A 25,214-nucleotide genomic window follows, 5' to 3' on the forward strand; every position below is an offset into this window, starting at 1 on the left:
TGGGTGACCGGGACCTGCCGGTTCGGTCATCCAACCGCGTGCGCCCGGCGGCGGTCCGACGGGTGGTGGAGGGCCGGATCCGCCGGGCGGTGCGGCTGCCGAAGCGCCGCCTCGACCTCGCCTCGACCTCGCCGCGACAGTCGCCGGAACCTCGCCGCGGCAGGCGCCCGGACCTCGCCGCGACACTGGCAACGTGCCGGCACATCCCACTAGGCTGGCCGCCCGGGGGTGGTGGGGTGCGGCACGCGCGTGCGGCGGCGAATGCGGCGGGACTCGTCGCCGGATACGCGTTGGACACGCTGTTCGGTGATCCGCGCCGCGGGCATCCGGTCGCCGGGTTCGGGCTTGCCGCCGCCGCCCTGGAACGTCGCCTCTACCGGCCCGACCGGCTGGCCGGCGGCGTGTTCACCGCCCTCGCCGTCGGCGGTCCGGTGCTGATCGGGGTGGCCGCCTCCGTCGGGACCCGGCACCGACCGGTTGCCCGGGCGGCGCTGGTCGCCGCCGGCACCTGGGCGGTGCTGGGCGGGCGCAGCCTGCGCCACGAGGCGAGGACGACGGGTCGGGCGCTGCGCTCCGGTGACCTGCCGGCCGCCCGGCAGCGGCTCGGTCACCTCTGCGGGCGGGATCCTTCGACGCTCGACGAGCCGGAACTGGCTCGGGCGACGGTCGAGTCGGTCGCGGAGAACACCTCCGACGCCGTGGTGGCCCCGCTGCTCTGGGGTGCGGTCGCCGGGCTGCCGGGCCTGCTGGGCTACCGCGCGGCGAACACCCTCGACGCGATGGTCGGCCATCGCAACGTCCGCTACGTCCGTTTCGGCACGCCGGCCGCCCGGCTGGACGACCTGCTCAACCTGGCGCCCGCGCGCCTGACCGGCCTGCTCACCGTCGCGTTGGCACCGACCGGGCGGGGGGACCGGGAACGGGCGTGGCGGGTGTGGCGGCGGGACCGTGACGACCATCCCAGCCCCAACGCCGGGCAGTGCGAGGCGGCGATGGCCGGGGCGTTGGGCGTGCGGCTGGGTGGGCGCAACGTCTACTTCGGCCGCACGGAGGTGCGCCCATTCCTCGGGGACGGCCCACGCCCCGAAGCGCGGCACCTGGCGCGGGCCGCCCGGATCTCCCGCGCGGTCGGCCTGGCTGCGCTCGCGCTCGCGGCGGCCTACCCGCTGACCGCCGGCCGGCTGGCCGGCGCCGTCGCCCGCCGGACGGCCCGGCCGGGGAGATGGCGGTGACGGGCGGCCTGCTGATCGCCGGCACCACCTCCGATGCCGGCAAGAGCGTGCTCACCGCCGGCATCTGCCGGTGGCTGCATCGCCAGGGTGTGAAGGTGGCGCCCTTCAAGGCGCAGAACATGTCGAACAACTCGGCCGTGGTGGTCGGTGCGGACGGCCGGGCGGGCGAGATCGGCCGGGCGCAGGCGATGCAGGCGGCGGCCTGCGGGCTCGCCCCGGACCTGAGGTTCAACCCGGTGCTGCTCAAGCCGGGCAGCGACCTGGCCAGCCAGGTGGTGCTGCTCGGCGAGGCCGTCGACACGATCACCGCCGGTACCTTCCGCACGCTGCGTCCCCGGCTGGCCGAGACCGCCTATGCGGCGCTGGCGGAGCTGCGGTCGGCGTACGACGTGGTGATCTGTGAGGGTGCCGGCAGCCCCGCCGAGATCAACCTGCGCGACGGCGACTACGTGAACATGGGCCTGGCCCGGCACGCCGAACTGCCGACCATCGTGGTCGGTGACATCGACCGGGGCGGTGTGTTCGCCGCCATGTTCGGCACCCTCGCCCTGCTCGACCCCGCCGACCAGGCCCTGATCGCCGGTTTCGTGGTCAACAAGTTCCGGGGTGACCGCGGCCTGCTCGCTCCCGGGCTGGAGATGCTGCGGCACGTCACCGGTCGCCCGACCTACGGGGTGCTGCCCTGGGCGCTGGACCTGTGGCTCGATGCGGAGGACTCGCTCGCCTACGGCCGGGTGCTCGGCCGTCCGGCCGCCCCGCACGGCACCGAGTGGCTCGACGTGGCGGTGCTCCGGTTGCCCCGGATCAGCAACGCCACCGACGTCGAGGCGCTCGCCACCGAGCCCGGGGTTCGCGTGCGGCTGACCGTCGAGCCGGCGGAACTCGCCGCCGCCGATCTGGTCGTGCTGCCCGGTTCCAAGTCGACCGTGGCCGACCTGGCCTGGCTGCGCGAGACCGGCCTCGCCGAGGCGGTCACCGCGCACGCGGCGGCGGGCCGCCCGGTGCTCGGCATCTGCGGCGGTTTCCAGATGCTGGCCCGGGCCATCCACGACCCGGTGGAGAGCCGGCGGGGCACGGTCGACGGGCTCGGCCTGCTGCCCGTCGAGATAACCTTCGCCGGGCGCAAGACGGTCCGGCCGGCGGTGGGCACCGCCGGTGGGCTGCCGGTCCACGGCTACGAGATCCACCACGGGTACGTCTCGGCCGCGGACCCGCAGCTGACCCCGCTGCTGCGCGACGCCGGTGGCGCCGGCGAGGGTGCGGTGTCCGGTGCCGTGCACGGCACCCACTGGCACGGCACCTTCGAGTCCGACGGTTTCCGCCGGTGGTTCCTCGCCCGGGTGGCCCACCTCGCCGGGCGTAGCGGTTTCCGGGTGGCGCCGGACACGTCCTTCGCCGCCGCCCGCGAACGCACCCTCGACCTGCTCGGCGACCTGGTCGAGGAGCATCTGGACACGGACGCCCTGTGGCGGCTCATCGAGACCGGCCCGCGCACCGACCTGCCGTTCGTCCCACCGGGTGCGCCACCGCGCTGAGCGGTCCGCGGGCGGTGGTCAGGGGCGGACATCGGCGGCCCGGTCGGTGAAGGGCAGCCCCGCCGTCCGCCACGCCTCCACCCCGCCGATCATGTCGGTCGCCCGGTGCAGGCCGAGGGCGCGCAGGCTGGCCGCGGCGAGGCTGGAGCTGTAGCCCTGCCGGCACACCACGACGATTTCGAGGTCGTACCCGGTCGCCTCGGGGATGCGCCAGTCGCTGGCGGGGTCGAGTCGCCACTCCAGCACCGTCCGGTCGATCACGATGACGCCGGGCAGGTCGCCCTGTTCCCGCCGCTGCGGGTCGGACCGCGTGTCGATCACCAGCGCACCCCGGGTCGCGGCCTGCACCGTCTCCTGCGGGGTCAACCGGGCCATGCCCGCGCGGGCCTGTTCCAGCAACGCCTCGACACCGGGACTCATCACGGAATGGGACACGCCACGATCATGCCGTTCGGCTCACGGCGGGCGGTCCGAAGTGGCCGGGGACAACCCGATCGGTAACGTCGGTGCCCGTGGTGGCGATCTTCGAGGCGTACGCCGATCTGGCCCGGCGGGTGCTGGCCGGGCCGGCCCGGTTGGGGCGCACCCGGTTGGTTGCCGTCGACGGTCCCAGCGGCGCGGGCAAGACCGTCTTCGCCGCGCGGCTGGCCGAGGCCGTCACCGCCGAAGCCGGGGCCGCCGAGGCCGTCACCGCCGACGCCGGGGCCGCCGAGGCCCTCCCGGCCGACGCCGCCGCGGCCGACGTCCCCGCCGGCAGGGCCGCCGATGCCGGTGGCGGACGGCCACCGGTGGTGCACACCGACGACCTGCTCGACGGGTGGGACGACCAGCTCACCTTCTGGAGCAGGCTGGAGGACGGGGTGTTGGCTCCGGTGCGGGCCGGCCGGTCGGGGGCGTACCGGCGCTACAGCTGGATGCGCCGTCGCTTCCTGCCCACGCCGGTGCCGGTACCGGCGGCACCGGTGCTGATCGTGGAGGGGGTCAGCGCGGCGCGGGCGGCCGCCGGACCCGTCCTGACCCTGGCGGTCTTCGTCACCGCCCCGCGATCGCTGCGGCTGACCCGGGCGGTGGCCCGCGACGGCCCGGCGATCCTGCCGGAGCTGCGGCGCTGGCACGCCGTCGAGCGGGCCCACTTCGCCGCCGACGGCACCGCGGGCCGGGCCGACCTGGTGGTCGACGGGGCGCCCGCGTTGCCCCACGACCCCGACCGCTACTACCTACGGATCACGGCTGGCGGTGCCGCCGACGCCGACCGGTGAGCCCGGCATACGATGCCGGTCATGACCACACCGATCATGACCGACACCGACCTGCGGGAGGCCGTCGCACGGGAGCTGCCCGGCGTCCGGGCCGATCTGGAGCGTCTGGTCCGCATTCCCGGCATCGCCTTCGAGGGCTTCGACCACTCGCAGGTGCGGCGATCCGCCGGGGCGGTGGCCGAGTTGCTGCGCGGCTGCGGCCTCGACGTCGAGGTCGTGCGCGCCGGTGGCCAACCTGCGGTGATCGGCCGGAAGGCGGCGCCGCCCGGCGCGCCGACGGTCATGCTCTACGCCCACCACGACGTGCAGCCGATCGGTGACCGGGCGCTGTGGGAGTCCGACCCCTTCGAGCCGGTCGAGCGGGACGGTCGGCTGTACGGGCGGGGCGCCGCCGACGACAAGGCCGGCATCATGGCGCACGTCGCGGCGTTGCGTGCCTTCGGCGGGCAACTGCCGGTCGGCGTGGTCGTGTTCGTCGAGGGGGAGGAGGAGTACGGCTCCGACTCCCTCGAACAACTGCTCGCCGAGCACCGGGACAAGCTCGCCGCCGACGTCATCGTGATCGCCGACTCGACCAACTGGGACGTCGGTGTGCCGGCACTCACCACCTCGTTGCGCGGCCTCGTGAACTGTTTCGTCGAGGTGCGCACGCTGGACCACGCCGTGCACAGCGGGATGTTCGGCGGCGCGGTGCCGGACGCGCTCACCACCCTGGTGCGGCTGCTCGCCACGCTGCACGACGACACCGGGGACGTGGCGGTGGAGGGACTGGTCGGCCGGGAGGCGGCCAGCGTCGACTATCCGGAGGACCGGTTCCGCGCCGAGGCCGGGCTGGCCGAGGGGGTGCGGCTGTTCGGCAGCGGGCGGATCACCGACCGGTTGTGGACCAAGCCGGCGCTCGCCGTGCTCGGGATCGACGCACCGTCCACGGCGGAGGCCCCGAACGCCCTGGTCCCGGCGGCCAGGGCCAAGCTGAGCGTGCGGCTGGCGCCGGGTGACGAACCGAAGCGGGCGTACGCGGCGGTCCGCGACCATCTGGAGCGGTACGCCCCGTGGGGCGCCCAGGTGCAGGTCACCTTCGAGCACGACGGCGCCCCGTGCGTCATCGACGCCACCGGACCGGTGTTCGACGCGGCCCGTGCCGCCTTCCGTACCGCCTGGGACGGCACCGACGCGGTGGAGATCGGCGTCGGCGGTTCGATCCCGTTCATCGCCACCTTCCAGGAGATGTTCCCGCAGGCGGCGATTCTGGTGACCGGGGTGGAGGACCCGCACGCCCGGGCGCACGGGCCGAACGAGAGCCTGCATCTGGGCGAGTTCGCCCGGGTCTGCCTGGCGGAGGCGTTGTTGCTGGCCAGGGTGGCCGAGGTGCGGCGGCACCCGAACCCGTAACTTCCCGCAGATGGTGACCGTTTCGGGTGTGTCGGGCGCGGCGCTGTTGTAGCCTCTCGAACATGCGTACGAACGAAGGTCTGGCGCGCCTGGAGGCCGCCGTCAGTGCTCTGGGGGACGTCGACGTCTCCGCGTGGCCCGAGGACACGCTCAAGGAACAACTGGGCGAGCTGTCCGCCGCCCTGGTCGCCCTGGACACGTCGCTGTCCCGCATCGCCGACGAGGTCCGCGCCCGCGGCCTGCGGGTCGAGGAGCCCGTCCCGGTCTGACGCCGTGCCCCGCCTGCCGAGCCCAGCCCGGCGGGGCTTGCCGCCGAGCCCGGCCGAGGGCGGGTGGGTGCGGCCGGGCGCAGCTGGCGGCGGTTGTCGGGGGCGGCTGGCAGGATGGGTTCGTGCGGTTCCTGGACCTCGCTGCCACCTCCGCGGCCGTCGGCGCCACCAGCGGCCGGCGCGCCAAGATCGAGCTGCTCGCCGACGCCCTGCGGCGGCTCGGCCCCAGCGAGGTCGCCGCGGGTTCCGGCTGGCTCGCCGGTGAGCTGCGCCAGCGGCAGACCGGCGTCGGCTGGGCCAGCCTGCGTGAGCTGCCCCGCCGGCGGCCGAGCCGACCCTGACCGTGGCGGCGGTCGACGCGGCGATCGACGAGATCGCGGCGGTGCACGGCGCGGGCTCGCAGGCCCGCCGGCGGGCCCTGGTGGCGGCGCTCTACGCCGCCGCGACCGCCGCCGAGCAGCGGCTGCTGACCGGCCTGTTCCTCGGCGAGCTGCGACACGGCGCCCAGGCCGGGCTGCTCGCCGACGCGATCGCCCGAGCCGCCGAGGTGCCGGTGACCGCGGTGCGCCGGGCGCTGCTGCTCGCCGGTGACCTGCGGGCGGTGGCGGTGGCCGCGCTGCTCGGCGGTGCCGCGGAGCTGGCCGGGTTCGGGCTGCGGGTCGGTCGGCCCCTGGCGCCGATGTTGGCGCGGAGCGCGTCGTCGGTCGACGAGGCGCTCGCGGCCACCGGCACCCCCGCCGTGGTCGACGTCAAGCTCGACGGGGTCCGCATCCAGGTGCATCGCAGCGGGGCCGACATAGCCGTGTTCAGCCGTAGCCTCGACGAGATCACCGGGCGGGTGCCGGAGGTGGTCGCCGCGGTGCGCGCCCTGCCCGCCCGGGAGATCGTCCTCGACGGCGAGGCGATCGGGCTGGACGCCACCGGCCGCCCGTTGCCGTTCCAGCAGACGTCGAGCGCCGCCGCCCGCCGAGGAGCCGGCCCGGCTGCCGGTGCACCGGTCGCGCCGGCGGTGCGGGCCGCCGCCGAGCGGACCGGCGAGACAGTGCTCACGCCGTACTTCTTCGATCTGCTGCACCTCGACGGCGCCGATCTGATCGACCTGCCCGGCCGCGAGCGGTGGGCCGTGCTGGCTGGCACGGTCGACGCGTCGCTGCTGGTGGGGCGGATGGAGGTCGACGGCCCGGAGCGCGCCGGCGCGGCGTTCGCCGCGGCGATCGACGCCGGTCAGGAGGGCGTGGTGGTCAAGGCGCCCGACGCGCCCTACGACGCCGGTCGGCGCGGTGCGGCCTGGGTCAAGGTGAAGCCGCGGCACACCCTCGACCTGGTCGTGCTCGCCGTGGAGTGGGGCAGCGGGCGGCGCACCGGATGGCTGTCGAATCTGCACCTGGGCGCGCGCGACCCGGAGACCGGCGGGTTCGTGATGCTCGGCAAGACCTTCAAGGGGCTGACCGACGAGTTGCTGCGCTGGCAGACCGAGCGCTTCCTCGACCTCGCCGTGCGGCGCGAGGACTGGATGGTCCAGGTCCGGCCCGAACAGGTCGTGGAGATCGCCTTCGACGGGGTGCAGAGCAGTTCGCGCTATCCCGGCGGGGTGGCCCTGCGCTTCGCCCGCGTGGTGCGCTACCGCGACGACAAGACCGCCGCCGAGGCCGACACCATCGCCGCCGTGCGGGCCATCCATGCCGGCCGGCCGCCGGGCTGAACGGTCAGGTGGCCGCCCGCGACCCGGGTCCGGCCGCCCGGTCGCGGGGTCGCTCGTCCACCACCCCGGCCAGCCGGCGGGCCTCCCGCCGGGCGATCCAGCCGTAGCCGAACAGGGTCATCGCCGCGAAGATCCACCATTGGACCACGTAGCCGAGGTTCTGCCAGTTGTTGGTGTGGCCCACCGGCACCGCCCTGAAGGCCGGGTCGGCGGCCGGGGTCTGCTCGTCGAGCAGGAGGTAAGCCCCGTGCAGCGGGTACGGCAGTTCCCCGGCGAGCTGGGGCACGGAGACCCGGCGGCTCTCCAGCCGCCCCGCACGCCAAGCCACCCGGGCATCGCCGCTCTCGCTCGCGTGCACCCGGCCCTCGACGGTCACCTCGCCGGCCGGCGCCGGCGGCACCTGCGGCTGCGCGACCGCCCCGCCGGGAGCCGGCGGGATCCAGCCCCGATCCACCAGGACGGCGGTGCCGTCGGCCAGCACCAGCGGGGTGACCACCTCGAAGCCGACCCGGCTCTCGACCGTCCGGCCGCGCACCAGGACGACGGTGTCGGTGTCGTAGCGGCCGGTGACGGTGACCCGGGTGAAGGTCCGTTCCGGCGCCGGTGGTGGCCCGACCGTGCCGGGGCCACCGGTCGGCGCGGGCAGCGCCGCACGTAGCGGCACCGGGGCCATCCGCAGGCCGGCGTCGATCCGTTCGTTGATCGCCGTGCGACCGTGGTAACGCTCCAGCTGCCAGTTGCCGAGCAGCACCATCACCGTGGCGGCGACCAGAGCCAGCGAGAGGATGCCCAGCCAGCGCGGCGTCAGCAGGAACCGGTACACGCCACGAGGCTACCCGTACGACCACCGCCGCCGCGCCGGGCCGGCCACCGGCGCCGGCTGTCGACCAGGGGTGGGCATTGCGGAGAGTGTCCGGGTCGGTGCGGTCCGCGCAGGCTCGCCGGCAGTGGTGGACGCGGGGACCCCGACGGCGCGTACCCGCCGCCCGGTTCGGCTATCGTCACGCGGGCGGAGCGCGCCGACGGTCGGCACGCCGTCCGCTCGCGAGGAGTCGATGATGACCGTCGTGCCGCGTCTGGTGCTCAGCGCGCCCTCCTCCGGACACGGCAAGAACGCGTTGGCGATCGGTCTGCTCGCCGCGCTCGCCGACCGGGGTCTCGACGTGTCCGGGTTCAAGATCGGGCCGGACCAGGTGGATGCCGCCTATCTCGGGCTCGCCGGCGGCCGGCCCGGACGCAGCCTGGATCCCCGACTGGTCGGCACCGAGCGGCTGGCCCCGCTGCTCCTGCACGGCGCGGCCGGCTCCGAACTCGCGGTGGTGCAGGGCAGCATGGGCCTGTACGACAGCCTCACCGGGCGGAGCGACACCGAGTCGACCGCCGCCGTCGCCACCGCGCTGCGCAGCCCGGTCGTGCTGGTGGTCGACGTCGCCGCGATGGGGCAGTCGGTGGCCGCCCTGGTGCACGGCTTCCGGGCGTACGACGAGCAGTTGTGGATCGGTGGGGTGATCCTCAACCGGGTCGCCTCCGCTCGGCACGAGGCGCTGCTGCGCGAGGCGCTCGACGACATCGGCATCCCGGTCTACGGCGCATTGCGCCGCCAGGACCTGCCCGTGGTGCTGCCGTCCCGCCGGCACGGGGTGGTGCCGGTGCTGGAAGGCGCCGGCGAGGCCACCCGGGCGGTCCGGCGGCTGGGCGAGGCGGTGACCGCCACCGTCGATCTGGAACGGCTGCTCGGGCTGGCCCGCTCCGCTCCGCCGTTGGGCGTCCAGCCGTGGTCGCCGGTGGTCGCCGACGGGGTCGTCCCGTCCCCGCCCGCCGGCGCCGCGGCTCCGATCGTCGCGCTGGCCGGTGGGCCCGGTGGCAGCTTCAGTCACGCCGAGACGGCCGAACTGCTGCGGGCCGCCGGGGCGGAGGTGGTGACGCTCGACCCGTTCGCCGACGAGGTGTTGCCGGCCGGCACCTCGGCCCTGGTGGTCGGCGGGGCCCTACCCGAGTCGTACGCCGAGCAGCTGTCGGCCAACCGGCGGCTCTGCATCGCGGTCGCCGAGCTGGCCCGGACCGGTCGGCCGGTGGTCGCCGAGGGCGCCGGTCTGCTCTGGCTCGCCCGGGAGCTGGACGGGCTGCCGATGTGTGGGGTGATCGATGCGATCGGCAGCCTCCGGGAGGGGTTGGTGGTCGGCTACCGGGAGGCGACGGCCGAGAGTGACAGCGTGGTCGCCGCCCGGGGCGAGGTGGTGACCGGCCACAAGGAGCACCGGGCGGTGCTCAACCCCGGGGCGGGCAGCGGCCGGCGTGGAGCTGGCCGGGCGGCGCACCGGAGGGTTCGTCTGGCGCGGCGTGCACGCCTCCCAACTCGCCCCGCACTGGGCCGCGTACCCGCTGATCGCGCCGCGGCTGGTGGCCGCCGCTTCGGCCGGGCCGGCGACGGTCCCGGCGGGGCTGGGCGCCGGTGCCCCGGCCGGGTCGGCGGGTGCCGCGCCGGCCGGCCCGGCAAGTGTCGTGGCGTCCGGGCCGGCCGGTGGGACATCCGCCTGATCAGCCGACTATCCGGTCGGAGGGCGGGACGAAGTCCCGGACGGGTTTGCCCTTGAGGGCGTCGCGGAGGGTGTTCGAGACCGCCGCGATCGGGATCTGCGACTGGCCGTCACCCACGGCGTTGAACGGGTTGTCGGGGTCGGAGATGAAGCTGGCGGCGGCAAGCTCCGGCGTGTAGCCGACGAACCAGGCCGACCGGGTGCTGTCCGTGGTGCCGGTCTTGCCGGCCACCGGTCGGCCGACCGTGCCGCGTACGCTGTCCGCCGTCGACCAGCCGCCGCAGCCGCCCTTGGCCGGCGTGTCGCCGGTGGGGCAGCGCGCGGCGTCGGTGGCGGCCCGGGCGGCGTCGGCGCTGACCACCTGGCGGCAGCGCGGCTTGGCGACCTCGCGCTCGATACCACCCGCGGTCCTGAAGGTGGCCGGGGTGCCGTCCCGGTTGTAGATGGCGTTCACCGGCATCGCCTCGCAGTAGCGCCCGTCGGCGGCGACGGCGGCGTAGGCGTTGGCCATCTCCAGCGGGGTGGCGTCGGAGACGCCCAGCGTGAACGCGCCCCACTTGTTGGCCCTCGACGGCGAGGCGTGTTCCCGGTCCACGTCGGTGCGCCAGCGCAGCCCCAGCTGCTCGGCGAGCCGGACGGCCTTCTCCGCCCCGACCTGCTCCTCCAGCCAGACGAAATAGGTGTTCACCGACTTGCCGAAGCCGGACCACATGGTCTGGGTACCGCTCATCGCGCCGCTGGCGTTCGACGGCTGCCAGCCGTCGTAGACCTCGGAGCGGTAGCTGTGTGGCGCGTTGAAGGTGGTGTTCAGCGTCATGCCGGCGTCGAGCGCGGCCAGCATCGGGAACATCTTGAACGTCGACCCGGCCTGGTAGCCCGGCAGGTCACCGCCGCCCATCAGTGGTGCCACCGTGTTCGGGTAGTTCGCCTTCACCTTGGGCCCGGCCTCCGGGTTGGAGCTGAGCGGGTTCTCGTCCAGGTCGAGCGAGTAGGTGCGGTTCACCGCCATCGCCTTGACCCGCCCGGTGCCCGGCTCGGAGACCACGATGCCGTTGGCGAACGGGCTGCCGGTGTTCCCCTCGGTGCCGACGTTCTTCTCCGCCGCCGCCTGGATCTTCGGGTCCATGCTGAGCACGATCCGGTAGCCGCCCCGGCGTAGCTTGTCCATCCGTTGCAGCCGGTTCTCGCCGAAGGCGGGTTGGGCGCTCCACCAGTTCTTCAGGTAGTCGCAGAGGAATCCCCAGCTGTTCCACTTCTCCGGCACCGAGGCGCAGTCGTTGGGCGGGTAGGTCAGCCGCAGCCGGATCGGTTCGCCCTTGGCCGCCTCGGTCGAGTCGGGCGACAGGTAGCCGAGCTGCGCCATCTTGTCGAGCACGTAGTTGCGCCGCGCGGTGGCGTCCTTCTGGTCCGAGCTGGCCGGGTCGTACTGCGAGGGTGATTTCACCAGTCCGGCGAGGGTGGCGGCCTCGACGGCGGTGAGTTTCTTCGGCGTCGTGGAGAAGAAGATCTCGCTGGCGGCGTAGATGCCGTACGCCCGGTGCCCGAAGTACGCCGAGTTCAGGTAGCGCTCCAGGATGTCCTCCTTGCTCAGCTCCTTCTCCAGGTCGACCGCCATGCGCATCTCCTTGACCTTGCGGATCGGGGTCTGCGCGGTGGCCTCCTGCACCTCCTTCGGGGTGGTGGCGCTGTCGCGCAGCGCCATCCGGACGTACTGCATGGTCAGCGTGGAGGCGCCCTGGGAGACGCCGCTGGAGCGGGCGTTGGCCACGAAGGCGCGGGCGACGCCCTTTGGGTCCACGCCGTGGTGCTGGTAGAAGCGGTTGTCCTCGGCCGCCACGATGGCCTGCTGCATGTTTGGCGAGATGTCCGACAGCTTCGTGTACTGGCGGTACTCCTCGTAGAACATGGTCAGCACGGTCTTGCCGTCGGGCGCGTACAGGTAGGAGGTCTCGGCGGGCAGGGCGGTGGCCAGCAGGCGGGTCTTGCTCTCCACGGCGTGCGCGGTGGCCTTGGCGCCGATGCCGGTGAGGGCGACCACGGGGTACGCCACGGCGGCGACGACGATGCCGGCGATCAGCCCGGCACGGAGGAGAGGAACGAGTCGACCAGCGGCGGCAAGGGGTCGGTTGCTCACACCGCTAAGTTATGACATTTCCGATTCGTCCATGAGAAATACTCATGAAGTGACCAGTGGTGATGCGGCCCACCCTCCGGGCTGCTGTCCCCCGCGCCTCCTTCCCGGCAGGATCGCGGGCATGCATGGTCAGCTGGCCGGGGCGTCCCGCGCGTCGCCGGCCGAGCCGGATCTCGCCCATCACGGCGACGCGGAGGTCGGCCAGGGCCTGATCGACCTCGCCGTCAACGTGCGGCGTGCCCCGATGCCGCCCTGGCTGGCCGGGCCGATCACGGCGTCGCTGGCCGACCTCGCGGCGTACCCGAACCCGCACCGGGCCCGCGTCGCCGTCGCCGCCCGGCACGGCCGGCCGGTGGGCGAGGTGCTGCTGACCGCCGGCGCCGCCGAGGGTTCGTGCTGCTCGCCCAGGCACTGCGCGGGTGCGCCGGCCGGTGGTGGTGCACCCGCAGTTCACCGAGCCGGAGGCCGCGCTGCGGGCCGCCGGGCACGCCGTCGAGCGGGTGCTGCTCGACGCGGCGGACGGTTTCCGGCTCCATCCGGACCGGATCCCCGCCGACGCCGACCTGGTCATGATCGGTAACCCGACCAACCCCACGTCCGTGCTGCATCCCGCCGTCGACCTCGCCGCACTGGCCCGTCCCGGTCGGGTGCTGGTGGTCGACGAGGCGTTCGCCGACACCACCGCCGCGCCCGGCGTACCCGGCGAGCCCGAGTCGCTGGCATCCCGCCGGGACCTGCCCGGGCTGCTGGTCGTGCGCAGCCTCACCAAGACGTGGGGGCTTGCCGGGCTGCGGATCGGCTACCTGCTGGGCGAGGCCGCACTGCTGGACCGGCTGGCCGCCGTCCAGCCGCTCTGGGCGGTCTCCACGCCGGCCCTGGCCGCCGCGTCCGCCTGTGCCGGCCCCGAGGCGGTCGCGGCCGAGCGCGCCATCGCCGCGCAACTAGCGGCCGACCGCGAACACCTGGTCGATCGGCTGGCGACCCTGCCGGGAGTGCGCGTCGCCGGCCGCCCCGCCAGCGCCTTCGTGCTGGTGCGGCTCCCCGGTGCCGACCGGATCCGGAGCGTCCTGCGGGGCCACGGCTGGGCGGTCCGCCGCGGCGACACGTTCCCGGGCCTCGGCCCGGACTGGCTGCGGATCGCGGTGCGCGACCGGGCGACCACCGACACGTTCATCAAGGTGCTGGCGGAGATCCTGGAGGCATGATGCTGGAGACCACCATCGCGGCGATCGGCCCGCTCGACGAGTCGGCGATGACCGCGGCGCGGCAGTTGCAGGCCCGGCTGACCAAGCCGGCCGGCTCGCTCGGCGCCCTGGAGGAGCTGTCCGTACGTCTCGCCGGCCTGGCCGGCACCTGCCCGCCGCCGCTGCCCACCCCGGCGGCCGTGGCGATCTTCGCCGGAGACCACGGCGTGCACGCCCAGCGGGTGACCCCCTGGCCGCAGGAGGTGACCGGACAGATGGTCAGCAACTTCCTGGCCGGCGGCGCGGTGGTCAACGCCTTCGCCCGGCAGGCGGGCGCCTCGGTGACCGTGATCGACGTCGGGGTGGCCGACCCGCTGCCGGTTCCCGACCCCGCGGGCGTGGCCGACATCGACGATCCAGGCGGTGCCGGCGTCCTCGACGGCGCGGCCGGATCGGGCGTACCCCGACTGGTCAGCGCGTCGGTCCGGCGCGGTACCCGGGACATGACCGTCACCGCGGCGATGACCCGGGAGGAGGCGCGGGCGGCGGTCGAGGTCGGTATCACCATCGCCGGGGAACTGATCGACGCCGGGGCCGGAATGCTGCTCACCGGCGACATGGGGATCGCCAACACCACCCCGGCCGCCGCCCTCGTCGCCGCCTTCGGCGGAGTCGACGCCGCCGAGGCGACCGGCCGGGGCACCGGCGTCGACGACCCGACCTACCAACACAAGATCGACGTGGTGCGGGCCGCGTTGCACCGTCACCGCCCTGACCCGGCCGATCCGCTCGGTGTGCTGGCCGCCGTCGGTGGTCTGGAACACGCCGCGTTGGCCGGATTCGTGCTCGGTGGCGCCGCGCGCCGGGTACCGGTGCTGCTGGACGGGGTGATCGCGGTCTCCGCCGCGCTTGCCGCGGCGGCCTTCGCCCCGGACTCGGTCGCGGCCATGGTCGCCGGTCATCGCTCCGCCGAGCCCGGCGCCACGGTCGCGCTGCGCCGGCTCGGCCTCACCCCCTGATCGACCTCGGCCTGCGGCTCGGCGAGGGCACCGGCGCGCTGCTGGCCCTGCCCGTGGTCACCGGCGCGGTCCGGGTACTGCACGAGGTGGCCACCTTCGACGCCGCCGGGGTGGCCGAGAAGTGAGCGGGCGAACCATTTCCATCCGGCCGCACGGTCCACTGCCGGGCACCGCCGGCAGGCGGAGCGAGGCGGCGTGAGCGGCAACCCGTACCCCTCGGGCTCCGGCTGGCCGGCCTCCGCGTCGTCGTGGTCGGTGGCGGCGCGGTGGCCACGCGGCGGGTACCGGCACTGCTCGACGCAGGTGCGGACGTGCTGCTGGTGGCGCCGGAGCTCACCCCGGCCCTGCGCGCCCACGCCGACGCCGGACGGTTGCGGTGGGCACCGCGCCGGTTCGTCGCCGACGACCTGGACAGCGCCTGGCTGGTGCAGGTCGCCATCGACGACCCGACCGCCGCTGACGAGGTCAGCGCCGCCGCCGCGGAGCGTCGGATCTTCTGCGTACGCGCCGACGACCGGACCGCGGCAACGGCCTGGACTCCGGCGGTGACCCGGTACGGCCCGGTCACCGTGGCGGTGCACGGTGGCGGTGACCCACGCCGCGCGGTGACCGTCCGCGACGCCGTCCGCACCCTTCTGCACGCCCGGACGGGCCCCCTGTTGACGGACTCCCCGGAGCGGGCGCCGCTGGCCACCCGCAACGGTGGAACCGGTCAGGTGTTTCTGGTCGGTGCCGGCCCCGGCGACCCGGAGTTGATCACCCTGAAGGGGTGGCGGCTGCTCAGCGAGGCCGACGTGGTGGTCGCCGACCGGCTGGTGCCCGGCCTGCTCCTGGACGAGTTGCGTGCCGGGGTGGAACTGGTCGACGCCTCCAAGATCCCGTACGGTCCGTCCCGCGGTCAGGAGGAGATCAACCGGATCCTGGTGGACCGGGCCCTGGCCGGCGCCTTCGTGGTCCGCCTCAAGGGCGGTGACCCGTACGTCTTCGGTCGGGGCGGCGAGGAACTGCTCGCCTGCGCGGCGGCCGGTGTACCGGTCACCGTGGTGCCGGGTGTGACCAGCTCGATCGCCGCCCCGGCCGCGGCCGGCATTCCGGTCACCCACCGATCGGTGGCGCACGAGTTCACCGTGGTGTCCGGGCACGTCGCGCCGGAGTCGCCGGACTCCCTGGTCCGCTGGGATGCGTTGGCCGGTCTGCGCGGCACGCTGGTGATCCTGATGGGCCTGAAGAACCTACCCTCGATCACCAGCACGCTGCTGGCGCACGGGCGGGCGGCCGGAACCCCGGCCGCGGTGGTCCAGGAGGCCACCACCGGCGGTCAGCGGATCGTTCGCTCGACACTCGGCGAGGTGGCTGACGCGGTGATCGCCGCAGGGCTACGCCCGCCAGCGGTGGTCGTGGTCGGTGACGTGGTCGAGGCACTGGTCTGAGCTGCGGGCACGCCGCTGGCCGGCACCCCGGGTACGGGTGCCGGCCAGCGGTTCTTGCTTCCCCCGGTGGAGGAATGTCGTCGGTGGTCAGCTGGTCCAGTGTGCGGCGACCAGGTCGGCGGCCTGCTGTTCCCACTGGGCGTAGTGGTCCGGGTAGGCCGACACCTGCACCGTCTGCGCGGCCTCGGTCAGCGGCATGTCCTGCCAGCCGTCGACCTGCTTCAGGCCCTTCAGGAACGCCAGGGTCGCGTACTCGGGGTCGGTGATCTGCTCCACCGTGCCCCACCCGCTCGACGGACGCTGCTGGAACAGGCCCTGCGAGTCGTGGTCGTTACGGTCACCCAGATGACCCAGGTTCTCCAACTTCGACTCCTGCAACGCGGTACCGATGGCCACCACGGCCGCCCGCTCGTCCATCCCGGCCTTCTTCGTCGCCGCGACGATCGCCTTCGCGTTCGCCGTCTGCTCGTCGTTCAACTCGATCCGCGACTGGCCGCCCGGAACGCCGTGCGGCAACAGCTTACCCACGTCGGGCTTGTCCGCCTGCACCACCGCGACCGGCGCGGCCCGAACCGCCGTGACATCGGCGTGGCCGGCCACCGGACCGGCGAACACGCCACCGGCGAACGCCACACCCGCCACACCCAGCACACTCCTACGAATGATCGTGTTCATCACCAAGCTCCATTCGGGGGTCGACGCACACGCACCCCAAGGGGGAGAAGGCACGCGCACGCAAGCACCGACAGGCGCCCAAACAAAAGGGGGACGATCACCCGGGGCGCGGGGCACAGAACCGCCGCTGCACGCCGCCGGGACCATCTGCAACGACCACCGGCCCGCCAACATTCCGGACCGCATCCACCCACCGCAGCGGGCGGTCTTCCTCGGCCGTTCACCCGTCTACAACGACGCCGGCCCGCCACCCATTCCACCCCGAGCCGATCCACCGCACCCGACGTCCCACGATCTTGGTGCGAAAGCGGACATCGGGCGTGATCGGCCCCGGGAGTGCCTCGACCTCGTCGGGACGCGGGCCGCCCGGACGGTGATGCCGGAAGCGGCCGGAGACGCGGGATCTCCGGCCGCTCGGGTCTGACGGTCGGCTACTGCTTGAGCATGTTGTCCAGCAGCAGTGCGCACCGGATCACACCGAGGTGGCTGTACGCCTGCGGGTGGTTGCCCAGGCCGCGCTCGGCGAGCGGGTCGTACTGCTCGGGCAGCAGCCCGGTCGGTCCCGCCGTGTCGATCATCTGGAGGAAGAGTTCCTCGGCGTCGGTACGCCGCCCGGTACGCAGGTACGCCTCGATCAGCCACGCCGTGCAGATGTGGAAGCCGCCCTCGCGGCCGGGCAGGCCGTCGTCCCAGTGGTAGCGGTAGACGACCGGGCCGCTGCGCAGATCCGCCTCGATCTTCAACACGGTGGAGAGGAAGCGGGGATCGTCGCCGGGCAGCAGGCCGGAGAGCCCGATCCACAGCGACGAGGCATCCATGTCCTCGTCGCCGTACGCGACGCTGTACGCCTCGGCGTGCTCGTGCCAGCCGTACTCCAGCACGTTGGCGCCGATCCGGTCGCGCAGCTCCACCCATTCCGGGCGGTCCTCGCCGCCGTGCTGGCGCATCACGTGCAGCGCACGGTCGACGGTCATCCAGCACATCACCTTCGAGAAGATGTGGTGCCGGGGCGGCAGGCGGGCTTCCCAGATGCCGTGATCCGGCTCGTGCCAGCGGCGCCGGACCGCCTCGACCATGTTCTCCAACACCCGCCACTCCTCGGCACGCACCGAACCGCGTGCGTCGGCGGTGGCGGCGATCAGGTCGGCGATCGGGCCGAAGACGTCCAGCTGGAGCTGGTGGTTGGCGAGGTTGCCGACGCGCACCGGGCGGGAGCCGGCGTAGCCGGGCAGCGTGTCGATGACCGCCTCGGCACCCAGCTCGAAGCCGTCCACGGTGTAGAGCGGGTGCAGCCGCTCGGGGTGCCCGCCGGTGCGCTCCACACAGCCGTCGACCCAGCGCAGGAACGCCTCGGCCTCGGTGACCGAGCCCAGGTCGACCAGGGCCCGGGCGGTCATCGCGGCGTCCCGCAGCCAGCAGTAGCGGTAGTCCCAGTTCCGGACTCCGCCCAACTCCTCCGGTAGCGACGTGGTCGCCGCCGCCAGGATCGAACCGCTCGCCTCGTGGCAGAGGCCGCGCAGCGTCAGCGCGCTGCGGGCGACCAGGTCCCGGGCGGTCGCCGGCAGCCGCAGCGAGGCCACCCAGTCCTTCCAGGGTCGTTCGGCCGCCGCCTGCCGCTCGTGGATGGGCAGCCGGTGGTGTTCCAGGCTGTGCGTGCCGAAACGAAGCTCCAGCACCACCTGCCCGCCGAGCGCGGCGAGGTCCACCACCGCCTTCGCGGTCTCGTATCCGCCGTCGTTGCCGACCTCCCACTGCACACCGGGGGAGTAGAGCGCGACCGGCTCGTTGGAACCGAGCACCAGCAGGCCGTCGCCGAGCGGCTGGAGCTGCACCGCGACCTGGGCGAACTCGGGCCGGGGCGCGAACTCCAGCCGGGCCCTACCGGTGCCGGTCAGCACCCTGATCAGCGTCGAGTCGCCGGAGACGATCGCCGGACCGTCGGGGGTGGCCCGGGGGTCGGGCTTGCCGAGCCAGTCGGTGACGGTCAGGCCGGACCAGCGGGTCTCCACGGTCATCGTGCCCGACCGGTAGCGCTGGCCCAGCGGGATCCCGTCGCGCTCCGGAGCGACGCTGAAGTGCCCGGCCGGGCTGCCGCCGACCAGGTCCGCGAAGATCGCCGCCGAGTCGGGCTTGGGGTTGCACAGCCAGCTCACCTTGGCATCGGGGCTGAGCAGCGCGACCGTGCGGCCGTTGGCCAGCATCGAGTGCCGTTCGATCGGCACCGCCCGTTCGCCGAACAGCCAGTGCCGGCGGGTCTCCAGCAGCAGGCCGAGCGCGCGGGCGGCCTCGATCGGCTCGGCCACCCGGTACCCGGCCTTGGTCTCACCCGGGCCGATCTTGATGCCGACGTCGGGGCCGTGCAGGTTGCCGAAGGCGTTCTCGTCGGTGATGTCGTCGCCGATGAAGAGCACCGCACTGGCGGAGAGCTGGGTGCGCAGCTGGTCGATCGCGGTGCCCTTGTGGGTGGCCACCACGGAGATCTCGATGACCTCCTTGCCCTGGGTGACGGTGACGTCCGGCCAGGTCGCGGGGCCGCTACGGACCGCCTCGATGGCCGCGGCGGCGACCTCGGGGTCCACCCCGCGGGTGTGCACGGCGACGCTGGCCGGCTTGCGTTCGAGACGTATCCCGGGATGGACCGTGGCGATCTCGCGCAACGCGTCGCGCAGCCGGTTGCGCACGGCGATCAGCTCGGGGGAGAGCCGCTCGACGAAGCCGATGTCGAACTCGGAGCCGTGGCTGCCGACCAGGTGGACCTCGCTGGGCAGCCGGGAGAGCGCCGCCAGGTCACGCAGCGCGCGGCCGGAGACGACCGCCACGGTGGTTTGCGGCAGCGCCGCGAGGGCGCGCACCGCGGCCACCGACTCGCGCAGCGGTACGGCCCTGCTCGGATCCTCGACGATCGGGGCGAGAGTGCCGTCGTAGTCACAGGCGACGAGGAGCTGGGGCACCCGGGCGATCCGCCCGAGGGCGGCGCGAAGCTCCGGATCCATACTGCCCGCGACGGGCGTGATGATCTCGTTTGGTGCGGCGTTCACGCCGCCTCCATGTCGGGCACACCGAGTTCGGTGAGGAAGGACTTCGCCCAGTGCCCCACGTCGTGGGTGCGCAGATGGCGTTGCATGGTACGCATTCGGCGACGAGCCTCCGGCTTCTCCACATGCACGGCCCGTAGCAGAGCGTCCTTGACCGCGTCGGGATCGTGCGGGTTGCACAGGAACGCCTGACGCAACTCGGTGGCCGCGCCGGCGAACTCACTGAGTACGAGTGCGCCCCCGTGGTCCGCCCTCGATGCGACGTACTCCTTGGCCACCAGGTTCATTCCGTCTCGCAGCGGGGTGACCATCATCACATCGGCGGCGGCGTACATCGCAGCCAGTTCGGTCCGACTGTACGACTGATGCAGATAATGCACCGCCGGGACGCCGACCCGGCCGAATTCGCCATTAATCCGACCAACCTCGCGCTCGACCTTGACGCGAAGTGCCTGGTAGTGCTCCACCCGCTCGCGGCTCGGCGTGGCGACCTGCACCATAACCGCGTCCGGCACTGTCAGCTTTCCGTCAGCCAGCAGCTCGCGGAACGCCTTGAGGCGCAACTCGATGCCCTTGGTGTAGTCGAGCCGGTCGACGCCGAGGATGATCGTGCGTGGGTTGCCCAACTCCTCGCGGATCTCCTTGGCCCGGGCCTGGATCGCCGCGTCGGCGGCCAGCCGCTCCATCTCCTTGGTGTCGATCGAGATGGGGAACGCGCCGGCTTTGACCTGGCGGCCGTCCACCTGGATCATCTGCCCCTCGTAGCGCAGGCCGAGCAGGTGCCGGGCCAGCCGGACGAAGTTCTGCGCGGCCAGCCGCTGCTGGAACCCGACCAGGTCCGCGCCGAGCAGGCCGCGCAGGATCTCGGCCCGGAACGGCATCTGCATGAACAGCTCGATCGGCGGGAACGGGATGTGCAGGAAGAAGCCGATCCGCAGGTCGGGGCGCAGCTCCCGGAGCATCGCCGGCACCAGTTGGAGCTGGTAGTCCTGCACCCACACCGTGGCGCCCTCGGCCGCGACCTCCGCCGCCGCCTCCGCGAAGCGCGCGTTCACCAGGCGGTACGCCTCGCGCCAGCGCCGCTTGTAGGCGGGGGTCTCGACGGCGTCGTGGTAGAGCGGCCAGATCGTGGCGTTGGACTGGCCCTCGTAGTAGCGCTCCAGTTCCTCGGCGCTCAGCGGCACCGGGTGCAGCCGGATGCCCTCCAGGTCGAACGGATCGGGGGCCGGGCCGGTCCCGCCGGCCCAACCCACCCAGGTGCCGTGGTGCTCGGCGAGGACGGGATGCAGCGCGGTGACCAGCCCGCCCGGGCTGCGTCGCCACTGGCGTCCCTCGGGTGTGCTCACCTCGTCGACCGGCAGTCGGTTCGCCACTACGACAAAGGAGCTACGGACGGTCACGATCGGCCACCTCCGGGTGCTGACTGGTCCACCGCGATGAGCGTACTGAGCGTAGCTGCGGCGTCTGTTGCCCTGTGCCGGACTCACCTACCCGTCCCGAACTCGCCGAACCGCAGACGTGATCATGGTGACAGGTCAGCCGTCCGCGCCGGCGCCCGGGGCCGGTGTGGTCTGCCGGCGTGCGGTCGGGCGGGGCGATGTGGGCGCGGGCCGCCGTACCTGTCAGGATTGACGACGGCGTGCGTGCGGCCGGCTTCCTGTCGGCGGTGGGCGGCGGGCGGTGGACCCGACCCGCGCCGGACACCACGCGAATCAGCGATCGAAACCGACGGAGGAGCCCGCACCGTGGCCCAGTTCATCTACGTCCTGGACAAGGCGCGCAAGGCGCACGGCGACAAGGTCGTGCTCGACAACGTGACGCTGAACTTCCTGCCGGGTGCCAAGATCGGTGTGGTCGGTCCGAACGGCGCCGGCAAGTCCAGCCTCCTCAAGATCATGGCGGGTTGGGACCAGCCGAGCAACGGCGAGGCCCGCCTGATGCCCGGCTTCACCGTGGGCATGCTGGCCCAGGAGCCCGCGCTCAACGACGCGAAGACCGTGCTCGGCAACGTCGAGGAGGCGGTCGCCGAGACCAAGGCCAAGCTGGAGCGGTTCAACAAGATCGCCGAGCAGATGGCGACCGACTACTCCGACGAGCTGATGGAGCAGATGGGTCGGCTCCAGGAGGAGCTGGACCACGCCGACGCGTGGGACATCGACTCCAAGCTCGAACTGGCCATGGACGCGCTGCGCTGCCCGCCGCCGGACGCCGACGTCATCCAGCTCTCCGGCGGTGAGCGCCGCCGGGTCGCGCTGTGCAAGCTGCTGCTGGAGGCACCCGACCTGCTGCTGCTCGACGAGCCCACCAACCACCTGGACGCGGAGAGCGTGCAGTGGCTGGAGCAGCACCTGGCCAAGTACGCGGGCACCGTCGTCGCCATCACCCACGACCGGTACTTCCTCGACAACGTGGCCAACTGGATCCTGGAGCTGGACCGGGGCCGCGCCTACCCGTACGAGGGCAACTACTCCACCTATCTGGAGAAGAAGGCCGCCCGGCTGGCCGTGGAGGGCCGCCGGGACGCCAAGATGAAGAAGCGGCTCTCGGACGAACTGGAGTGGGTGCGCTCCAACGCCAAGGCCCGGCAGACCAAGTCCAAGGCCCGTCTCGACCGGTACGACGAGATGGCCGCCGAGGCGGAGAAGACCCGCAAGCTGGACTTCGAGGAGATCCAGATCCCGCCGGGTCCACGCCTGGGCAACACCGTCATCGAGGCGCACAGCCTGACCAAGGCGTTCGGCGACCGGGTGCTGATCGACAACCTGTCGTTCTCGCTGCCCCGCAACGGCATCGTCGGCATCATCGGGCCGAACGGCGTCGGCAAGACCACGCTGTTCAAGACCATCGTGGGGCTGGAGGAGGCGACCGCCGGCTCGGTCAGGGTCGGCGAGACCGTCTCCCTGTCGTACGTCGACCAGAACCGGCAGGGCCTCGACGGTGACAAGACCGTCTGGGAGGTCGTCTCCGACGGGCTGGACCACCTGATGGTGGGCAAGGTCGAGATGCCGTCGCGGGCGTACATCGCCGCGTTCGGCTTCAAGGGGCCGGACCAGCAGAAGCCGACCAAGGTGCTCTCCGGTGGCGAGCGCAACCGGCTCAACCTGGCGCTGACACTGAAGATCGGTGGCAACGTGGTCCTGCTCGACGAGCCGACCAACGACCTGGACGTGGAGACCCTCTCCAGTCTGGAGAACGCGCTGCTGGAGTTCCCCGGCTGCGCCGTCGTGATCTCCCACGACCGGATGTTCCTGGACCGGGTCGCCACGCACATCCTGGCCTGGGAGGGCGACGACGAGAACCCCGCGGAGTGGTTCTGGTTCGAGGGCAACTTCGAGGCGTACGAGAAGAACAAGATCGACCGGCTGGGCGCCGAGGCGGCCCGTCCGCACCGGGTGACGTACCGCAAGCTGACCCGCGACTGACCGGGGGCGATCCCCTTGGCTGACCGGTTTGTCTATCATTGCACCCTGCGGTGGTCCGACCTGGACGCGTACGGCCACGTCAACAACGCCCGCTTCCTCACTCTCTACGAGGAGGCCCGGGTGGCGCTGATGTTCGTCGGTGCCCGGGCACACGGGGTCGACTCGTTCGCCGACGGTGTGGTGATCCGCCGGCACGAGGTCGACTACCTGCGTCCGGTCGGCTACGCCCTGGATCGGGGCAGCGCCGAGGCGGCGCCCACCGTGCGGATCGAGCTGTGGGTGGAGCGGTTGCGGGCCGCGTCCTTCACCGTCGGCTACGAGATGCACGACGGCGACCTGCTGATCAGTCGGGCCCGCTCGGTGCTGGTTCCGTTCGACCTGCTCCGGCAGGTGCCCCGGCGGCTCAGCGAAGCGGAGCGCACCTTCCTGCTCGGGTACGCCCCGGACGGCGGTGCGGCGTGAGCGAACGAGGCGAGGCCGCCGTCGAGCACGGCATCGAGGGTGTCGCCGACGCGGGGGCCTTCCTGGCCCGGCTGGTCCGGCTGGAACGCACCGCCCTGGTCCGGCTCCGTCCGGCGGTCGCGCCCGCCCGTACGGCCCTCTGGGCCCGGCTGCCGTGGGGGTGCTGGCGGTGCGGACGGTGGCCGGTGTGGGTGCCGGTGACGTCACGGTGGCCGCCGGGCAGTTGCTCGCCGAGTTGGCGGCCGGCCGCGCCGCGCTGCCGGCCCGCCGCGACGCGCAGTGGCGGTGGGCGTTGCCACCGGCCGACAGCCGACGGGTCGAGACGTTGCCGGGCGGCGAACTGCGTCGGCTGGCCGAGGCGGCGGCGGGCACCCTGCGGGAGGCCGCCGGGCAGGGGATCGGCGGCCGGGCGGTCGGGCAGCGGGTGCTGCGGGACGCCCTGCTGGACCACGTCGCGGTGGTGGTCACCCCCGACCACGAGCCTGACCGTCCGGTGGAGGTGGCCCAGCGGATGGTGCAGGGCGTGGTTCAGATGGGATTCCTCGGCCCCTCGGAAGATCCGCCGGGCCGGGCCGGAGTGCAGGTACGGACGGCAGGCCGATGGGTCGGCCTGGTGGGACCGTATGGAGCAGTCTGGTCGCAGAAGGCCACCGATCTTGCCCTACGGCCGGCCACGGCTCATCCGTTCGGATGACCTCCGATCGTTCTTCTGGTTTGGGGCTGCCGTTGGGGGGGTGCTTCGTTCCGGCTGTCCGGGTACCGTCCATCCTCGGATCCAACCTACGGTAGGCGGCTGGATCCGCTGGGGAGTGAGGTGCGCGAGCGATGCCGTGGTGGTCATGGCGCCCCGGTCCCGCCAGTGGCGGTGACCCGGAAACTCGAAGCAGGATCACGGTGGAGGGTGCCGTCCGGGTCGGACCGCCGGGTCCCCGCCAGCCGGGCGACGACTGCCCGGGCGGGGAACATCCGTTGATAGCCGACATGCCGGCCACCGTCGAGCAGGTCACCCTGCGTCGCATCTGCGACGCACTCGACCTGCTCGACGTGCGCTACCTCGCCGACGGGGACGGCAACCTGCTGGCGATGTGGGAACGGCACGCCGTGCTGGTCACCCTGGAGGGCCCCGAGGACGAGATCCTCGTGCTGCGGGCCCGGCCGCACGCCACCGTGCCACCGGACTGGGCGGACCGGGCCTACCGGGTGGTCAACGAGTGGAACCACACCCGGCGCTTCTGCAAGGCGTACGTAGGCGACGCCACCGAACGCGGCCAGTTGCCGATCTACGCCGAGTTGCAGGTGCCGCTGGCCGCGGGCGCCCACGACGCGCTCCTGGTCGAGCTGCTCGACTGTGGCGCGGCCGTGGCCACCAGTTTCGTCGACTGGCTGCACGACGAGGGCGCCCTGCTGTGACGAACGGCCGCCCCGCGGCCGGCGGGGCGGCGGCAGGTCAGGCCGGCGCGGCCGGGTCCTCCATCACGTTCACCATGAAGTAGGCCGCCCGCTCCAGATAGTTCCAGAGTTCGGTGTCGAGCGCCGGGGGCAGGTCGAGGCCGTCGACCGCGCGGCGCATGTGACGCAGCCAGGCATCGCGCTCGGCGGCGCCGATCCGGAACGGGGCGTGCCGCATCCGCAGCCGAGGGTGCCCCCGCTGGCTGGAGTAGGTGTTCGGGCCGCCCCAGTACTGCATGAGGAAGAGGCGCATCCGGTCGGCGGCCGGCCCCAGATCCTGCGGATACATGGGGCGCAGCAGCGGGTCGTCGGCGATGCCGGCGTAGAACTCGTCGACCAGCCTGCGGAACGTGGGCTCGCCGCCGACGGCGTCGAAGAGCGTGACCGCCTCGCCGCGGCCTTCGGACTCACCTGCGGGATTCACCGTTCCATCCTGCCAGGGACCGGCGGGCGGTCGCCCGCCCGGGACCGGGCACAG

The 25,214-nt window shown here is 73.2% G+C and carries 17 protein-coding genes and 4 pseudogenes; 14 read left to right on the plus strand and 7 right to left on the minus strand.

The window, feature by feature from the left end; all coding sequences use genetic code 11:
* The first annotated feature begins 236 nt into the window (after positions 1 to 236).
* Positions 237 to 1,232, plus strand: coding sequence for a cobalamin biosynthesis protein (locus KIF24_RS05555; protein WP_221083031.1), 996 nt, complete (start codon positions 237 to 239; stop codon positions 1,230 to 1,232).
* On the plus strand, positions 1,229 to 2,767 hold the full coding sequence (locus KIF24_RS05560; protein WP_221083032.1) for a cobyric acid synthase: 1,539 nt from the start codon (positions 1,229 to 1,231) through the stop codon (positions 2,765 to 2,767). Before KIF24_RS05555 ends, KIF24_RS05560 begins: the two co-directional genes overlap by 4 nt.
* An 18-nt stretch (positions 2,768 to 2,785) precedes the next feature.
* Here the strand turns inward: KIF24_RS05560 and KIF24_RS05565 are convergent, their stop codons facing one another.
* The gene (locus KIF24_RS05565) at positions 2,786 to 3,187 is read right to left on the minus strand and encodes a rhodanese-like domain-containing protein (RefSeq protein ID WP_230414891.1); all 402 of its coding nucleotides are present in this window, start codon (positions 3,185 to 3,187) and stop codon (positions 2,786 to 2,788) included.
* Positions 3,188 to 3,279: 92 nt separating this feature from the next.
* On the opposite strand from KIF24_RS05565, the gene KIF24_RS05570 reads away from it, so the two are divergent.
* The 4 genes and pseudogenes from KIF24_RS05570 to KIF24_RS05585 all read left to right on the plus strand — a co-directional run bounded on the left by KIF24_RS05570 (position 3,280) and on the right by KIF24_RS05585 (position 7,389).
* Complete coding sequence (locus tag KIF24_RS05570) at positions 3,280 to 4,026, plus strand: uridine kinase family protein (protein ID WP_407939879.1); 747 nt, start codon at positions 3,280 to 3,282, stop codon at positions 4,024 to 4,026.
* Between the two features lie 36 nt (positions 4,027 to 4,062).
* Entirely contained in the window at positions 4,063 to 5,418 is a 1,356-nt protein-coding gene (locus KIF24_RS05575) for a dipeptidase (protein WP_221083193.1), read from the plus strand.
* Positions 5,419 to 5,480: 62 nt separating this feature from the next.
* Positions 5,481 to 5,687: a hypothetical protein gene (locus KIF24_RS05580; protein WP_221083034.1), complete on the plus strand. Its 207-nt coding sequence runs from the start codon at positions 5,481 to 5,483 to the stop codon at positions 5,685 to 5,687.
* A gap of 122 nt (positions 5,688 to 5,809) precedes the next feature.
* A pseudogene (locus KIF24_RS05585) lies at positions 5,810 to 7,389 on the plus strand (ATP-dependent DNA ligase).
* A gap of 4 nt (positions 7,390 to 7,393) precedes the next feature.
* Here KIF24_RS05585 and KIF24_RS05590 read toward each other — a convergent pair.
* Positions 7,394 to 8,212, minus strand: a complete 819-nt coding sequence (locus tag KIF24_RS05590) for an SURF1 family cytochrome oxidase biogenesis protein (protein ID WP_221083035.1) — start codon at positions 8,210 to 8,212, stop codon at positions 7,394 to 7,396.
* Positions 8,213 to 8,447: 235 nt separating this feature from the next.
* Here KIF24_RS05590 and KIF24_RS05595 point away from each other — a divergent pair, with 235 nt between their 5' ends.
* Positions 8,448 to 9,983, plus strand: coding sequence for a cobyrinate a,c-diamide synthase (locus KIF24_RS05595; RefSeq protein ID WP_230414893.1), 1,536 nt, complete (start codon positions 8,448 to 8,450; stop codon positions 9,981 to 9,983).
* On the opposite strand, the gene KIF24_RS05600 is transcribed toward KIF24_RS05595, so the two are convergent.
* Entirely contained in the window at positions 9,928 to 12,060 is a 2,133-nt protein-coding gene (locus tag KIF24_RS05600) for a transglycosylase domain-containing protein (RefSeq protein ID WP_221083036.1), read from the minus strand. The two genes, KIF24_RS05595 and KIF24_RS05600, sit on opposite strands and share 56 nt — an antisense overlap.
* Before the next feature lie 121 nt (positions 12,061 to 12,181).
* Between KIF24_RS05600 and cobC the strand changes: the two are divergent.
* From cobC to cobA, 3 genes and pseudogenes are all read left to right on the plus strand, one after another.
* Positions 12,182 to 13,265 (plus strand): annotated as a pseudogene (gene cobC / locus KIF24_RS05605) (Rv2231c family pyridoxal phosphate-dependent protein CobC).
* Positions 13,265 to 14,388 (plus strand): annotated as a pseudogene (gene cobT / locus KIF24_RS05610) (nicotinate-nucleotide--dimethylbenzimidazole phosphoribosyltransferase). The pseudogenes cobC and cobT overlap by 1 nt, the downstream one beginning before the upstream one ends.
* A 102-nt stretch (positions 14,389 to 14,490) precedes the next feature.
* Positions 14,491 to 15,693 carry a uroporphyrinogen-III C-methyltransferase gene (cobA, locus tag KIF24_RS05615; RefSeq protein ID WP_221083194.1) on the plus strand — a complete coding sequence of 401 codons (1,203 nt, stop codon included), beginning with the start codon at positions 14,491 to 14,493 and terminating at the stop codon, positions 15,691 to 15,693.
* Between the two features lie 87 nt (positions 15,694 to 15,780).
* On the opposite strand, the gene KIF24_RS05620 is transcribed toward cobA, so the two are convergent.
* From KIF24_RS05620 to KIF24_RS05630, 3 genes are all read right to left on the minus strand, one after another.
* Entirely contained in the window at positions 15,781 to 16,368 is a 588-nt protein-coding gene (locus KIF24_RS05620; RefSeq protein WP_221082937.1) for a hypothetical protein, read from the minus strand.
* A 431-nt stretch (positions 16,369 to 16,799) separates the two neighbouring features.
* Positions 16,800 to 19,361 (minus strand): trehalose-phosphatase, encoded by a 2,562-nt coding sequence (otsB, locus tag KIF24_RS05625; protein WP_221083195.1) that lies wholly within the window; start codon positions 19,359 to 19,361, stop codon positions 16,800 to 16,802.
* 41 nt (positions 19,362 to 19,402) lie between these two features.
* Entirely contained in the window at positions 19,403 to 20,803 is a 1,401-nt protein-coding gene (locus KIF24_RS05630) for an alpha,alpha-trehalose-phosphate synthase (UDP-forming) (RefSeq protein WP_221083037.1), read from the minus strand.
* A 345-nt stretch (positions 20,804 to 21,148) separates the two neighbouring features.
* Here KIF24_RS05630 and ettA point away from each other — a divergent pair, with 345 nt between their 5' ends.
* From ettA to KIF24_RS05650, 4 genes and pseudogenes are all read left to right on the plus strand, one after another.
* Positions 21,149 to 22,825: an energy-dependent translational throttle protein EttA gene (gene ettA, locus KIF24_RS05635; RefSeq protein WP_221083038.1), complete on the plus strand. Its 1,677-nt coding sequence runs from the start codon at positions 21,149 to 21,151 to the stop codon at positions 22,823 to 22,825.
* A 15-nt stretch (positions 22,826 to 22,840) separates the two neighbouring features.
* Positions 22,841 to 23,287 (plus strand): acyl-CoA thioesterase, encoded by a 447-nt coding sequence (locus KIF24_RS05640; protein WP_221083039.1) that lies wholly within the window; start codon positions 22,841 to 22,843, stop codon positions 23,285 to 23,287.
* Positions 23,284 to 23,981, plus strand: a pseudogene (locus tag KIF24_RS05645) (hypothetical protein). Before KIF24_RS05640 ends, KIF24_RS05645 begins: the two are co-directional and overlap by 4 nt.
* A 131-nt stretch (positions 23,982 to 24,112) precedes the next feature.
* The gene (locus tag KIF24_RS05650) at positions 24,113 to 24,697 is read left to right on the plus strand and encodes a type III secretion system chaperone family protein (protein ID WP_221083040.1); all 585 of its coding nucleotides are present in this window, start codon (positions 24,113 to 24,115) and stop codon (positions 24,695 to 24,697) included.
* A 37-nt stretch (positions 24,698 to 24,734) separates the two neighbouring features.
* On the opposite strand, the gene KIF24_RS05655 is transcribed toward KIF24_RS05650, so the two are convergent.
* On the minus strand, positions 24,735 to 25,160 hold the full coding sequence (locus tag KIF24_RS05655; RefSeq protein ID WP_221083041.1) for a globin: 426 nt from the start codon (positions 25,158 to 25,160) through the stop codon (positions 24,735 to 24,737).
* Positions 25,161 to 25,214: the final 54 nt, after the last annotated feature.

The organism is Micromonospora tarapacensis, from assembly GCF_019697375.1.
Lineage (GTDB): Bacteria > Actinomycetota > Actinomycetes > Mycobacteriales > Micromonosporaceae > Micromonospora > Micromonospora tarapacensis.

Coding starts and splice junctions, on each gene's coding strand:
- KIF24_RS05565 (WP_230414891.1), bottom strand. CDS start 3,187: ATGAGTCCCGGTGTCGAGGCGTTGCTGGAACAGGCCCGCGCGGGCATG.
- KIF24_RS05575 (WP_221083193.1), top strand. CDS start 4,063: ATGACCGACACCGACCTGCGGGAGGCCGTCGCACGGGAGCTGCCCGGC.
- KIF24_RS05580 (WP_221083034.1), top strand. CDS start 5,481: ATGCGTACGAACGAAGGTCTGGCGCGCCTGGAGGCCGCCGTCAGTGCT.
- KIF24_RS05595 (WP_230414893.1), top strand. CDS start 8,448: ATGACCGTCGTGCCGCGTCTGGTGCTCAGCGCGCCCTCCTCCGGACAC.
- KIF24_RS05620 (WP_221082937.1), bottom strand. CDS start 16,368: ATGAACACGATCATTCGTAGGAGTGTGCTGGGTGTGGCGGGTGTGGCG.
- otsB (WP_221083195.1), bottom strand. CDS start 19,361: ATGGATCCGGAGCTTCGCGCCGCCCTCGGGCGGATCGCCCGGGTGCCC.
- KIF24_RS05650 (WP_221083040.1), top strand. CDS start 24,113: ATGCCGTGGTGGTCATGGCGCCCCGGTCCCGCCAGTGGCGGTGACCCG.